This window comes from Paenibacillus glycanilyticus, assembly GCF_030161375.1.
Taxonomy (GTDB): domain Bacteria; phylum Bacillota; class Bacilli; order Paenibacillales; family Paenibacillaceae; genus Pristimantibacillus; species Pristimantibacillus glycanilyticus_B.
Genome location: NZ_BSSQ01000011.1, coordinates 142,357 through 155,881 on the forward strand (window position 1 = coordinate 142,357; position 13,525 = coordinate 155,881).

General features: G+C 50.5%; 12 protein-coding genes and 3 tRNA genes. 14 read left to right on the plus strand and 1 reads right to left on the minus strand.

The genetic code is table 11. The annotated features are described in order from the left end of the window. The first annotated feature begins 109 nt into the window (after positions 1 to 109). The 8 genes from pyrF (at position 110) to QQK89_RS13245 (ending at position 10,656) form a co-directional block, all read left to right on the plus strand. Positions 110 to 835, plus strand: coding sequence for an orotidine-5'-phosphate decarboxylase (gene pyrF / locus QQK89_RS13210; protein ID WP_284239035.1), 726 nt, complete (start codon positions 110 to 112; stop codon positions 833 to 835). Positions 836 to 837: 2 nt separating this feature from the next. After that, complete coding sequence (gene pyrE / locus QQK89_RS13215; protein ID WP_284239036.1) at positions 838 to 1,485, plus strand: orotate phosphoribosyltransferase; 648 nt, start codon at positions 838 to 840, stop codon at positions 1,483 to 1,485. Between the two features lie 172 nt (positions 1,486 to 1,657). Continuing rightward, a complete protein-coding gene (locus tag QQK89_RS13220) occupies positions 1,658 to 3,379 on the plus strand; it encodes a methyl-accepting chemotaxis protein (protein WP_284239037.1) in 1,722 nt (573 codons plus the stop codon). Between the two features lie 177 nt (positions 3,380 to 3,556). Further along, on the plus strand, positions 3,557 to 4,288 hold the full coding sequence (locus tag QQK89_RS13225; protein WP_284239038.1) for an ABC transporter ATP-binding protein: 732 nt from the start codon (positions 3,557 to 3,559) through the stop codon (positions 4,286 to 4,288). Next, positions 4,254 to 5,318 (plus strand): efflux RND transporter periplasmic adaptor subunit, encoded by a 1,065-nt coding sequence (locus QQK89_RS13230; protein WP_284239039.1) that lies wholly within the window; start codon positions 4,254 to 4,256, stop codon positions 5,316 to 5,318. The genes QQK89_RS13225 and QQK89_RS13230 overlap by 35 nt, the downstream gene beginning before the upstream one ends. A gap of 3 nt (positions 5,319 to 5,321) precedes the next feature. Further along, entirely contained in the window at positions 5,322 to 8,222 is a 2,901-nt protein-coding gene (locus QQK89_RS13235) for an ABC transporter permease (protein WP_284239040.1), read from the plus strand. Between the two features lie 6 nt (positions 8,223 to 8,228). After that, on the plus strand, positions 8,229 to 9,110 hold the full coding sequence (locus QQK89_RS13240; RefSeq protein ID WP_284239041.1) for an ABC transporter ATP-binding protein: 882 nt from the start codon (positions 8,229 to 8,231) through the stop codon (positions 9,108 to 9,110). A 4-nt stretch (positions 9,111 to 9,114) separates the two neighbouring features. After that, entirely contained in the window at positions 9,115 to 10,656 is a 1,542-nt protein-coding gene (locus QQK89_RS13245) for an ABC transporter substrate-binding protein (RefSeq protein WP_284239042.1), read from the plus strand. A 72-nt stretch (positions 10,657 to 10,728) separates the two neighbouring features. On the opposite strand, the gene QQK89_RS13250 is transcribed toward QQK89_RS13245, so the two are convergent. After that, complete coding sequence (locus QQK89_RS13250; protein WP_284239043.1) at positions 10,729 to 11,241, minus strand: 2'-5' RNA ligase family protein; 513 nt, start codon at positions 11,239 to 11,241, stop codon at positions 10,729 to 10,731. A gap of 91 nt (positions 11,242 to 11,332) precedes the next feature. Between QQK89_RS13250 and QQK89_RS13255 the strand changes: the two genes are divergently transcribed. From QQK89_RS13255 to QQK89_RS13280, 6 genes are all read left to right on the plus strand, one after another. Continuing rightward, positions 11,333 to 11,497 (plus strand): hypothetical protein, encoded by a 165-nt coding sequence (locus QQK89_RS13255; protein ID WP_284239044.1) that lies wholly within the window; start codon positions 11,333 to 11,335, stop codon positions 11,495 to 11,497. A gap of 152 nt (positions 11,498 to 11,649) precedes the next feature. Further along, positions 11,650 to 11,726, plus strand: a tRNA-Met gene (locus QQK89_RS13260). A 37-nt stretch (positions 11,727 to 11,763) separates the two neighbouring features. Continuing rightward, a tRNA-Ile gene (locus QQK89_RS13265) sits at positions 11,764 to 11,840 on the plus strand. A 22-nt stretch (positions 11,841 to 11,862) separates the two neighbouring features. Beyond that, a tRNA-Leu gene (locus QQK89_RS13270) sits at positions 11,863 to 11,951 on the plus strand. Between the two features lie 176 nt (positions 11,952 to 12,127). Further along, on the plus strand, positions 12,128 to 12,805 hold the full coding sequence (rnhA, locus tag QQK89_RS13275; protein ID WP_284239045.1) for a ribonuclease H: 678 nt from the start codon (positions 12,128 to 12,130) through the stop codon (positions 12,803 to 12,805). 15 nt (positions 12,806 to 12,820) lie between these two features. Then, entirely contained in the window at positions 12,821 to 13,510 is a 690-nt protein-coding gene (locus QQK89_RS13280; RefSeq protein WP_284239046.1) for a uracil-DNA glycosylase, read from the plus strand. The last annotated feature ends 15 nt before the right edge of the window (positions 13,511 to 13,525 follow it).

A 13,525-nucleotide genomic window follows, 5' to 3' on the forward strand; every position in this document is an offset into this window, starting at 1 on the left:
CGGCCAGCGCCGGTTGCTTTCGGGGCAGAAGCTATAGCAGCTTCTGCCGCCGAAGCCGGCGGATGGCCGTTTATTTCGGCCTCAGAAGCGAAAGGAGACTTTGATTGCGATGAGTTTAACAAGAGAACAAGCGGCAGGCAAAGTCATGGTTGCCCTTGATTATGCGGATGCGGCTTCGGCCGAGCGGCTACTCAGCGAACTGGAAGGCATTCCATGTTATATGAAGGTGGGCATGCAGCTCTTTTACGCGGCGGGAACTACTTTTGTAGAAGACTTGAAGAAACGCGGCTACCGCGTTTTTCTCGACGTGAAGATGCATGACATTCCGAACACGGTAAAAGGCGGCTCGAACAGCGTAACGAAGCTAGGCGTGGACATGTTTAACGTTCATGCGGCCGGTGGAGCAGCAATGATGGAAGCGGCTGTTGAAGGCGCTGAAGCCGCGCTTGCGAGCGGACAAGAACGCCCGGCAATTATCGCCGTAACGCAGCTTACAAGCACTAGCGTGAAGGTATTGAACGAAGAGATTGGCATAGCGGGTTCGGTGGAGCAAGCGGTTGTCCGTTATGCGGAACTGGCGAAACAAGCTGGACTGAATGGCGTAGTGGCATCGCCGCTGGAAGTAGAAGTAATTAAGGCGGCATGCGGCACCTCCTTCCAGACGGTAACTCCGGGCATTCGTCCTACTTGGGCTGCAACTAATGATCAATCCCGAATCATGACTCCGCGCGAAGCGCTTGCGCAAGGCACGGATTATATGGTTATCGGCCGTCCAATTACGGCTGCGGCAAACCCGCGTGAAGCATTAGAATCCATTATTGAGGAGCTGATTTAACGATGAGCACAGTAACATTAACCGAATTGCCTCGCGCAATTGCATCCAAACTGTTGGAGATCGAAGCGGTAGCGCTTCGTCCAAACGATCCGTTTACATGGACATCCGGTTTGAAATCGCCCATCTATTGCGATAACCGTTTGACGATGACATACCCGGAAATCCGGGACATGATTGCCGAAGGATTCGCAACGGTAATCCGCGAGCGTTACCCGGATGCAGAGGTCATTGCCGGAACTTCCACGGCTGGTATCCCGCATGCCGCATGGGTAGCGCAAAAGCTGAACCTGCCAATGGCTTATATCCGCGATAAAGCAAAAGGCCACGGCAAGCAAAATCAAATCGAAGGCCGTATCAATCCGGGTCAAAAGGTTGTTGTCATCGAGGACCTGATCTCCACTGGCGGCAGCTCGCTGAAAGCGGGTCTGGCCGTTCGCGAAGCAGGCGCGGAGGTATTGTCCGTTCTGGCAATTTTCACTTACCAGTTCGAGAAAGCTTCTAACGCGTTTGCAGCGGAAAATATGCCGCTTGAAACATTGTCGAACTACAGCGCGCTGATCGAAGTAGCGGCTGAAATCGGCAAGGTGCAAAACGAAGATATCGCAACGCTGCAATCTTGGCGCGCAAATCCGGAAGCATTCGGCAATTAAGAAATATCCTTTTAAGCAAATGAAAGAGCAAGCCCTTCAGCGGGCTTGCTCTTTTTTTATGGAATTCGACACAGTTCTTGTCATTTATGTTTATTTATTATGTCGTAATACCGATGTAGTTAATAAGGCGCAATCCTTCAACTTAGACGGGGTAAAGGGGCAGTGAACAAAGATGAGATTCAACTTAAAATGGAAGCTGGCGATAATTGGCGTAATACCGCTTTGTTTTTATGTTTTTTCAGGTCTATATTCCATGTCGGAGCTTATTGCAACAAATAAGACAATGTCGGATGAAGTGTACGGTGTATCCGCTCGTTCAACCTCTTTGATTCTTAATGCGGACCGTGATTTATATCAGGCCTATTCGGCTTATCAATATTTGGCTTTTGGCGATCTCGATGACAGCAGCAAATCGGAATGGAAGGATACGCTTAACACGAATCTGAAGGATGCGTCAGACCGGGTGAATGCGGCGAGAGAGATTTTTGAAGCGAATGAGCTGCTGGACGTGCATAATGAGAACGGAAAATCGATCATGCAGCTTATTCAGGAGTTTAATACCGCATTCAGCGGATGGTCTGAAGTGGTGAACAGCGCCATAACGTCGGGCGATGCTGCGGATCGGGATAAGGAGATCAACGAGCAATTCGAGAAAGCTCGAAGCGGGCTTGATGATATCGGCAATTTGCTCGATCAATATGCGAAGCAGCAAATAGACGATAGCAATCAGCAGCTGGAGTCTTCCAAGTCGGGCACGTACATCGGGATGGGAGCCGCGACCCTCTTGCTTGTCATCCTTATCTATTTCACAATTCGCAGTATCTCGCGTACCGTCAATACCGTGATGGTAAGAATGAAAATGGTCGCTGATGGTAATTTAACCGCTGACAGAAGCCTGAAATACAGCAAAGATGAGCTTGGCGACAGCTTGCGTTCCGTAGATGATACGATCGACGTATTGAAAAGGCTGCTTACGTCCATTTCTTCCAGTTCAAAGAACGTAGGTGCTTCTACTTCGCAGTTAACGATTATTTCTGACGAATCGGCTTCCGCCTCCCAGCACGTGGCGATTAACATTCAGGAAGTGTCGCACGGCAATGAAATCCAGGCGCGAAGCGCGGAGGAAACGGCAAAAGCGATTGAAGAAATGGCCATCGGGATTCAGCGGTTAGCGCAAAATACGTCCGCTTCAGCGGAGCAGTCGACAGTGACTTCGGGTGAAGCCATCCAAGGGCAGGAAGCGCTGAATCGGGTCATTGCCCAAATGGCTCAAGTAAAAAACGTAATCGGTCAGTTGTCGGACATGATTGGGACGTTGGAAGCCCGTTCCCAGCAAATAGGGGCCATTGCCGAGAATATTACCGCTTTTGCGAATCAGACCAATATATTGTCGCTTAATGCGTCAATCGAAGCAGCCAGAGCAGGCGAGCATGGACGCGGTTTTGCCATTGTGGCGGGAGAAATCCGCAAGCTTGCGGCTAGCTCCCTGGAATCGGCGGACGGCATTCATCAGCTAGTAAGCGAGACAAGAGGCGAAATTTCCAGCGCGTCAAGCTTCATGGCGCAAACGTTGAACGAAGTAGAACGCGGCAATAACCGGGTAGAAGAGCTTCAGCATAGCTTGGAGCTGATTGTAACGGCAATTGACCATATGACCGGACAGCTTCAGGAAAACTCGGCCATTACGGAGCAAATGTCGGCGAGCTCGGAAGAAGTGAATGCGTCGATGGAGCAAGCGGCTTCCTCGGCCGCAGCCAATCTCGCACGCACTGAAAATGTTGCGGCGGCTACCGAAGAACAGCTCGCGTTAATGGAAAGCATCGCAACCGCCGCAAGCCAATTGAATGGGGTTGTCCGCGAGCTGAATGAGGCTGTTGGTTATTTTAAAGTTTAATATTAATTGAAATACAGATTAAGCATCGTGCATATGTCGGTTTAAATGGCATAATGAACGATGCTTTTATATTTTTAGAATATATTTCATTCCATTGGAACTTTTTCTTAATGTCATACGTCTAACGATTTAGATGAGAATTATGAAAGAGAGAAATGGGAGGTATCGCATCCGTTCATGGCGGCAACAGACAAGGAAAATAGAGTAGACGAAGAGCAGAAAGACACGGAATTACATAACACCAGGTTGCTGTCGGTAGTAGATGTAGAGAGAACTTTTCAAGCTGGCGGAGCGCCGCTGCGAGTTCTGAAGGGACTTCATATGGAGCTGATGCCGCGTCAGCTGGTTATGCTGCGGGGCAGGTCCGGCTCTGGTAAAACAACGCTGCTTAACTGCCTCGGAGGACTTGATACGCCGAGCAAAGGCGAAATCTGGTTCAATGGCAAGCCGTTTCACAAATTGAATGATACCGAGCGCACGCATATACGGCGCAAGGAAATGGGATTTATATTTCAGGCCTTCGCCTTGATGCCTTTGTTATCCGCTTGGGAGAACGTCGAGTTATCGCTTCGAATGGCTGGGACGCCTCGCTCGGAGTGGAAGGAGAGGGTCGCTTATTGTCTTGAACTGGTGGGGCTTGAGAAACGGATGCACCATCGTCCTTTTGAACTGTCCGGGGGCGAGCAGCAGCGCGTTGCGATTGCGAAAGCCATTGCCCACAAGCCGATCCTGCTGCTGGCGGATGAGCCGACAGCCGAGCTCGACTCGAACATGTCCGCACAAATCATGGCGGTCTTTCAAAATATAATTCGCACCGAACAAGTTACGATTTGCATGACTACACACGATCCTACAATTTTGGAGGTTGCCGATCATGTCTATGAAATGGTGGACGGGAAATTTGTATAAACGCTCAGCGGCAGTAATGATTGCGGCAGCGGTCTTGATGACAAGCGGCTGCTCGCTTTTGCCCGATGAACCGGAAGAGGAAGTGCTCCCGTCCATCGCACCGCCTCAAATCTCGAAGAAGCCGGAATACGAAGTGACGACGGCAACTTTGGAGACGAAGGTGCAGGTGATCGGGAAGATGATCTCGCAGCAGGAGGAGACGCTGTATTTTACCCTAGACGGGATGCGTCTTAAGGAATTGAACATCAAAGCCGGCGATCAGGTGAAATCCGGTCAGACGATTGGCGTGCTGGATGTTGAACTTATGCAGAAGGATCTTCGCAATCAGAAGCTGGCTTTCCGAAGAGAAGAGACGGCAATGAAAGAAGCTCTGCAGATGAAGGACGAGATGGATCCAATTGAGTTCGAGGAGAAGTCGATCGCCTTCGAGGAGAAGAAGCAGGCGCTTAACGATCTGGAGGAGCAGATCAGCCGCTCGGTGCTGACCTCGCCGTTTAGCGGAACCGTCGTTACGCTGAATGTACAGAAAGGGGATCTGATCAAGGCTTACGATCCGATCGCCGTCATTGCGGATACAAGCTTGATGGTCCCGGCAGCCAAACTGACGAAAGACGATCAAGCTAAAATCTCCGCCGGCATGCCGGTTGTTGTTGATATCAACAATGCCGGACAATTCAAAGGAACCGTCAAGGCACTTCCGGTAACTACATCCGATTCCAGCGGCGGAGGAGGCGGAGGCGGTCAGCCAACAAGAGAACGGCCGGAAGATTTCATGATTATCGAGGTAAAGAATTTGCCAAAAACGATTAGCCGCGGTACGCCATTATCCATCAATGTCATTACGAAACGCAAGGAAAACGTCGTCGTCATTCCGCCATCCACGCTCCGTACGATCGGTTCCAGAACGTACGTGCAGGTCGTTGATGCAGAAGGGAAGCGGGAGGTAGACGTCGAGGTCGGCCAGCAGACGGCTACGCAGGTTGAAATCATTAGCGGACTTACGCCGGGCCAGAAAGTTGTAGGTAAATAACTTATGGGAATTCCATTATTCCGGTTTCTATTTCGCAAAATGTGGAATACCCGCTGGCTTACGCTTAGCACCTTAGCCGGCCTTATTCTTGCCGTTGCTTTTGCAACTAGTATCCCGATGTACGCCGATGGCGCGCTTAAGCGGGTTGTTGCCCAATCTTTGCAGGAGAAAAGCGACGGTCTCCCCGCCGGCTCCCTGCTTATGCGTTACCAGGTGCCTGGGGGCGAGAAGACCGATCCGGCTGCCTTGAAAGAGCTGGAGCGGTTCATCAAAGAGGATGTTCCGGGCAAAATCGGCTTCCCTTATCAAACGAATATTTCAAGCTACGCGATCCGCGGAGCAGAAGTTGTGCCGGAGGATCCTAGCAAGGTGGATGCCAGCCGCATTCGCCAGATGACGATTATGACGATGGCCGATCTCGAAGGGAAAACCGAATTGACGCAAGGCCGCTGGTTCAAGAATACCGAAGGTACGGACGATGTGCTGGAAGCGGTCATGCTGGAGGAGGGAATGTACCGCAACGATCTTCATGTCGGCGATATACTTGATTATCCGGTCTACGGCGGACTTGATCTTACCCTTCGCGTCAAAATTGTCGGCGTCGTAAAGCCGCTTAATCAGACCGATCCTTATTGGTATCAGGGATTGGAAGGACTTATGAACACGCTCCAGATCAGCGAAGACGAGTTTATGGGGTCCCTGATTCAGAAGGCGGGCATTCCGGTCAATAATGCAAGCTGGTATTATGCTTTTGATTTGTCCCAAGTGAAGACGAGTCAATTGTCGCCGCTTGGCCGAACGCTGGACCGGTTAAATATCGATTTGTACCAGAAGCTGAAAGGGGCCAAAGTGGAGATTTCTTTCGCTTCGACCTTGATTGAATTCAAGAAGCAAAGCCTGCAACTGCAGACCTTGTTATTTACGCTCGCTGCTCCGATGATTGCGATGGTATTTTACTTTATAGCGATGAATGCCCGCCAGTCGCTAGATAAGCAGCGAAGCGATATTGCCGTCCTGCGAAGCAGGGGAGCGGGAACGAGACAGATTATATGGATCTATCTGCTCGAAGGACTGATCCTTGGCAGTGTAGCGATAGCGGCAGGTCCGTTTATAGGCTGGTTCATGGCGAAGAGCATCGGCTCCGCAGACGGCTTCTTGTCCTTCGTTAACCGCAAGTCGATTCCGGTAGGGTTCTCGACGGAAGCCATTATTGCGGGTGCGGCTGCTGTTCTGCTGGCCGTGCTGTCGACCGTTATTCCGGCAGTCGTCTACGCGCGTTCCTCGATTGTCAGCTACAAGAGAGAGCTTGCCCGTTCGGACCGCGGGCCATTATGGCAGCGCTGGTTCCTGGACGTCGCGCTGCTGGCTGTAGCCGGTTATGGCTGGTATTTGTTCAACGAACGGCAAATGTTGTCCTTCCAGACCGGAATGACAACGGATCAATTAAACGTGCAGCCGTTTCTCTTTTTTGTTCCGGCGCTTTCCATCTTTGCGCTTGGACTATTCTGTTTGCGGTTATTTCCTTGGCTGCTTAAGTTGTTTAATTGGCTTGGACGCAAGTTCTTGCCGGTACCGTTATATTTAACGCTGACGCAGCTGTCGCGTTCTTCCAAAGGGTATTATCCGCTTATGATTCTCCTTATTCTGACGCTTGGATTAGGCGTCTATAACGCATCCGCCGCGCGAACCATCGACTTGAACTCTACCGAACGCACGTTGTACAAATACGGTTCGGACGTTACCATTCAGACGGTGTGGGAAGGTACGGTTGAGGTGACTCGCCCGAATGACGGAAATAACGGCAACGGCGGGGGCAATGGAGGCAATGGGGGTTCAGGAGGTGGCGGCAACGGCGGTGGCGGCGGTGGCGGCGGTGGCGGAGGCCAACAGCCAGTACCGACGAAGATCATTTATAACGAACCTCCATTTGAAATTTTCCGCAAGCTGGAAGGGGTGGAGGCCGCAGCCCGAGTTCTCCAGACCAAAGGCAATGTGGTTGTAGCGGAACGGTCAATCGGGCAAGGCACGGTAATGGGCATCGATAACGTTGACTTTGCCAAGGTCGCTTGGCTTCGGAACGATCTATTCCCGATTCATCCCTACTATTATCTTAATTATTTAGGCATGTATGAGCAGGCAGCGCTAATACCATCCAATGTGGCTAAGAAATATCAGCTGGAGCTGGGAGACAGCATCTCGGTTGGCTTCACGGAAGGCAAGCTTGATTTCGTCATCGTGGGCATTATTCCTTATTGGCCGACGCAATACCCGGACCAATCGCCGTTTGTCATCACGAACCTGGATTATCTTTATGACCAGCTTCCAATGATGCCTTACGAGGTTTGGCTCAAGATGAAGCCTGAAGCCAAACTGGCTCCAATCGTGGAAGAGCTGCAGAAGGCGGGCATCGAGATCGCGAAGGTGAACGACGTCCGTTCAGAGCTGATCACGCAATCCAAGCTTCCTACAAGAGGCGGCGTATTTGGGATTCTGAGCCTTGGCTTCCTCGTATCCGTCATAGTCACTTTGACCGGATATGTGCTGTATTGGTTCTTTAATCTATCGGGCCGCGTCGTACAATTTGGCGTATTGCGGGCTATGGGCTTATCGCGAAGGCAGTTAACCGGCATGTTGCTCCTGGAGCAGCTGTTCACGGCTGGACTTTCGATTGGACTAGGGATTCTAATCGGCAAAATCACGAGTTTGATTTTCCTGCCATTCCTGCAGACAGCGGAAAATGTGGCAGATACGGTGCCGCCGTTCCGGGTCGTCTTTGATTCCAAAGATACGAATCAGCTGTACGCGGTGGTTGGATTTATGATGGTGACGGGAGCGATGCTGCTCTTCCTGCATATCCGCAGGCTGCGGGTACATCAAGCAGTCAAAATGGGAGAGGAGCGTTAAACAATCATGATTTCTTGCGAAGGGCTCGTCAAAATTTACAAAAGCGATGATCTGGAAGTTGTCGCTCTGCAAGGCTTGAACCTCCGTGTGGAAGATGGAGAGTTAATGGCTATTATCGGCAACAGCGGGAGCGGGAAGTCGACGCTGCTAAATATATTGGGCGGGCTAGACCGCCCTTCCGCGGGTTCCGTTCAAGTCGGACCTTGGGATTTGCTCAAGATCTCGGAAGATGAATTGGTGAAATACAAACGCGAAACGGTAGGCTTTATCTGGCAAAACAATGCTCGCAACCTGTTGCCATATCTGACAGCCTTGGAGAACGTCGAAATGCCGATGATGTTGTCCGGCAAGGTAGACCGGGCTTACGCGAAGCAGCTGCTTGAATGGGTAGGCCTGAAAGAGAGGATGCACAACAAGCTGCATCAACTCTCCGGCGGCGAACAGCAGCGCGTTGCGATAGCCATCTCATTGTGCAATCGTCCTAAGCTACTTCTTGCCGATGAGCCAACCGGTTCGGTCGATACGGCTACCTCGGATCTAATCATGGGCATATTCCGAAAGCTCAATAAAGAGATTGGCGTTACGATCGTTATCGTTACCCACGACCTTACGCTAGCCGGCAAGGTAGACCGCGTTGTTGCGATACGAGACGGATTAACAAGCACCGAATTTCTGAAACGCAATCCGAATATGATTCCCGGTGGAGGTGAGCAGCAGGACGAGAAGGGTCTTCAAGCCGTTCATGAAGCTTATGTAGTCGTGGATCGCGTTGGCCGGTTGCAGGTACCTAAAGAATATTTGAGCGCACTCAACATTAAAGACAAAGCATCGATGGAATTTGACGGCGAGCGGATTATCATTACGCCGCCGAAATCACTGGGGGGTTAATCGTATGAAGAGGAAATGGGCGTCGAAAGCTGCTATTGTATCGTTATCCTTAATGATGACCACATCGCTTCTGGCGGCGTGCAGCAAGGGCTCGGAAAGCACGGCCGAAAAACACGTGCTCCGGCTTGGCGTATTGTACGGGGGAACGGACAACGAATCTTATGTCCGCCAACAATACACGGATACGTATGAAATGATGCATAAGAACATCGATTTCGAAATCGTAAGCGCCATTGATTACAACGATCAGCGCTACGATACGCCTAATCCGGATGGCGTCACGAAACAACCGGACCCGTTTGCAAAAATGAAAGAAATGCTCACCGGAGACAATCCGGTTGACGTGGTTATTCTGGATTACAGCATGCTGCGCCGTCTGATCCAAGATAATCTCCTACAGCAGCTTGATCCGCTCATCCAGAAGAGCAAATTCGATCTGACAGACTACGTACCGACTGTTATCGATGGCATCAAATCTGCGGATGACAGCGGCAATATTTATGCTTTGACGCCTACATTCAGCTCTTCCGCTTTGTATTACAACAAAAAATTGTTCGCCGATGCAGGCGTTGACCTTCCGAAAGACGGCATGACCTGGGAAGACGTAATCAACACGGCGAAGCTGGTTGCCAAAGGCGAAGGCACGGACCGCAAATACGGTTTGTCCATCAACCGCTGGGCGGGCGACGGCTTCAGTGATTCCCAAACGTACGCAGCTCCGTTGCAGCTGAAGATGTGGGATGACAAAGGCGAGAAAATGCTCGTCAACAACGAACAATGGGAATCGGTATGGAATACGATTGCCGATCTGTACAAGCAAAAAATTTCGCCAAGCCAGGAAGATATGAGCGCATGGCAGCAAAAGATTTCGACCGATGATCCTAACTCTTACAACCCGCTTGGCGGCGACATGTTCTTGAACGGCAAAGTGGCGATGACCATTGCCGAATACGGTTATATCAACGAATTGAGCAATGCGATGAACAATGCTTCCAAGATCAAGAACTTCAACCCGTTTGATTGGGATGTCGTAACGATGCCTACGCAATCGTCTAAACCCGGCATTGGCGGCAATATCTATTTCAGCCAGCTGATGGGCATTAACTCAAAGGCGCAAAACCCGGATGACGCTTGGGATTTCGTTCAATTCACGAACGGTGCCGAATGGGCAGAGCTGAAATCGCGCAGCTCGTATGAGCTTGTTGCGCGCAAAGAGTACTTGAAGCCGAAGAACGGCCTGAATTACAACATTAACGCGTTTACGACGCTCAAGCCGATCCCGCCTCAATCGACCGATACGGAGAAGCTGAATCGCGATAAACCAGGCATCTGGGAAGCGCAATCCCCAGGTTACGAATTGTTCCAGAAGGTGATCAAAGGGGAAATGTCGTCGAAGGAAGCGCTCCAGGAATGGGAGACTAAAGGCAACGCCGTGCTGGAAAAGTTAAAAACGAACCCGAACGGCGGCAACGGTGAAGGTGGCGGACCAATCGTTAGGCCGCTTGACGATTCGGCCGCGTCCGTAGAAGCAGAACCGGCAGGATGATTCCTTGCAGGAAGCGATAGAAGCGAAAGAAGCCCAGCGGATATTCCGCTGGGCTTCTTTCTTCGTGCTAAGTTAGCCTTCAAATAGAAAAGTTTTATCGATATGCCACATGTCGCTTGCCGTTTTGCGGAGCAGATGCAGCTGATCTATCTCGGTAGTTAAGTTAACTGAAGACATCCTAAGATTGCCGTACAGGTCATGGAGCTCATCTGGCGGCATGTTTTGCCCGATGGTCACATGCGGCGTGTAGACAAAGTTAGGCGCCGGAACATGGAGTGGTCCGCTGCATACCGCTTCGTGAAGCCGGATCATGGGCGTTGGGTCTTTAAGAGCCAAATATAGCACGTGGCTCGCAGGGTAAAAGGACGAGACGCGGTTAAATGTAATCTGGAACGGCTTCATCTCAGAGGCTACCGTCTGCAAATGTTCGATAATCGTCGGCAGCTGAATATCCGAAAGCTCTTCTTTCTCCCGCACCGTCATATGCGGCGGAATAATCGAATAATGCGGATCGTGGCGAATGCGCCAGCTGTTGGCAAAGTCCTGCACAGCTTGTGACGGAAATACGGCAATACCATAAAGCATGCTCATCAGCTCCTTTTCGATAATTTGATTATACCCGATTTGCTTGATTTAACCGAATTTGGGCATTATATATCGCGAGGAGGGATCCGTTATGAGATGGATATATTGGGTGCGGTTATACGAAACCAAATTTCAGGCTGGCTGTCTTGTAAGAAGAATGGAGAACGACTGGTGGGTATATGGTTATGAATGCCCACAGGAGATCGAGGTTTTCAAGTCAAGAAAAGGCCGTTATGGCGTACGTTTCCTTATTTAAACATATGTTGTAGAGGGCACAACATTATGCTCAAATAAGGGACGAATATATTTTTTTCCTCGAAAGAGAAAAAATGCTTGACTGTATATATAGCCATATAGTATATTAATTGATGTCGCCATTTCAATTTGATGACTTAAACAAATGGATATCGCGGGGTGGAGCAGCTCGGTAGCTCGTCGGGCTCATAACCCGAAGGCCGCAGGTTCAAATCCTGCCCCCGCAACCAACCACTCGACTGAAACGCGCTCTTAAGCGTTTATCGAGGGCCCTTAGCTCAGTTGGTTAGAGCGGTCGGCTCATAACCGATTGGTCGTGGGTTCGAGTCCCTCAGGGCCCACCATTTGAAGCATCAAGACAAAAATGCCGGGGTGGCGGAACTGGCAGACGCACAGGACTTAAAATCCTGCGGTGGGTGACCACCGTACGGGTTCGATTCCCGTCCTCGGCACCATTTTTTCGAACTACATAACGTTATAAGATAAACCCCTTTCACTTGGTCCCATGGCCAATGAAAGGGGTTTTTACGTTGATTCGATTGCTCACTCTCGGTATTCGGTAGACGCTATGGATGATTGTCCCGTAATCCATTACAATAGATAGACAATGCGAGGTAAAGGTGGTTAATGGATGGCAGGAAGCAAACATTATGTCGTTTGGGTTGGCAAGCAGCCCGGCGTCTACAAGAGCTGGCCGGAGTGCCAGGCACAGGTCAATGGATACCCGGAAGCGAAATACAAATCTTTTGAATCCAAAGACAAAGCGGAAGCTGCCTATAAGGAAGGCTGGAAAAACCATTGGGGACAAGGGAAAAGCTCAACTGCTGCTGCCGGATCGCCGGCGCGCGGCAAAACCTCCTCATACGCTTCGAAATCAACGTCTTCGGCAGCGGAAGAACAGGAAATTGATTATGATAGCATCTCCGTTGACGTTGGCACCAGAGGCAATCCAGGGCCGGTAGAATACAAAGGCGTCGAAACGCAAACGGGAGATATTTTATTCTACGTGGGACCGATTCCTAACGGTACGAATAACCTAGGCGAGTTCATCGCGGTTGTTCACGCGTTGGATTATCTTAAGAAGCAAGGAAGCAACCGGACGATTTACAGCGATTCGAGAACGGCGTTAAGCTGGTTAAGGAATAAGAAAATCGCGTCAACGCTTGTTAGAGACGCTTCAACGAAGCAAATATGGGAGCTCGCGGATTGGGCGATCGATTGGCTGCGGCATAATACGTATTCGAATAAGGTCGTCAAATGGAACACGGAAGAATGGGGAGAAATCCGCGCGGATTTCGGGAGAAAATAAAGGGGAACGCAATTGATGGATTTCAAGCTTACTAATGATTGGGCACGGCTGCTGCGTCCCGAAATGGACGAGCCGTATTTCAAACGGATGGAAGGGCAGCTGGATGAGTATTATCGCACGACAACCGTTTATCCCAAGGTCGAGCATATATTTAATGCACTACAATATACGCCTTACGGTGAGACGAAGGTCGTCATTCTTGGGCAGGATCCGTACCATGGACCAGGGCAAGCGCATGGACTAAGCTTCTCCGTCAGGGAAGGCGTCGCGATACCGCCATCGCTGCGGAATATTTATAAAGAGCTGCAGGAAGATATCGGATGCCCGGTTCCACGGCATGGTTCGCTTGTGACTTGGGCGAAGCAAGGGGTGTTGCTGCTGAATACGGTTCTAACCGTTGAGGAAGGTCAAGCGAACTCGCATCAGAAGCTTGGATGGGAACGGTTCACAAGCCGTATTATCCAGAGCTTGAACGATCGCGACAGGCCTGTCGTATTCCTGCTTTGGGGCAAGCACGCCCAAGATAAAGCGGCATTTATTGATGCGGATAAGCATCCGGTTATTGCATCGGCGCATCCTAGTCCGCTAGCGGCGCGCAAAGGCTTTTTCGGCAGCCGTCCGTTCTCGAAAGTAAATGAGCATTTGCGCCGTCTTGGCAGCGAAGAGATTAACTGGCTCCTGCCGGAACAGCCGGAAGAAGATTAAAGATAAAGAAAGCCT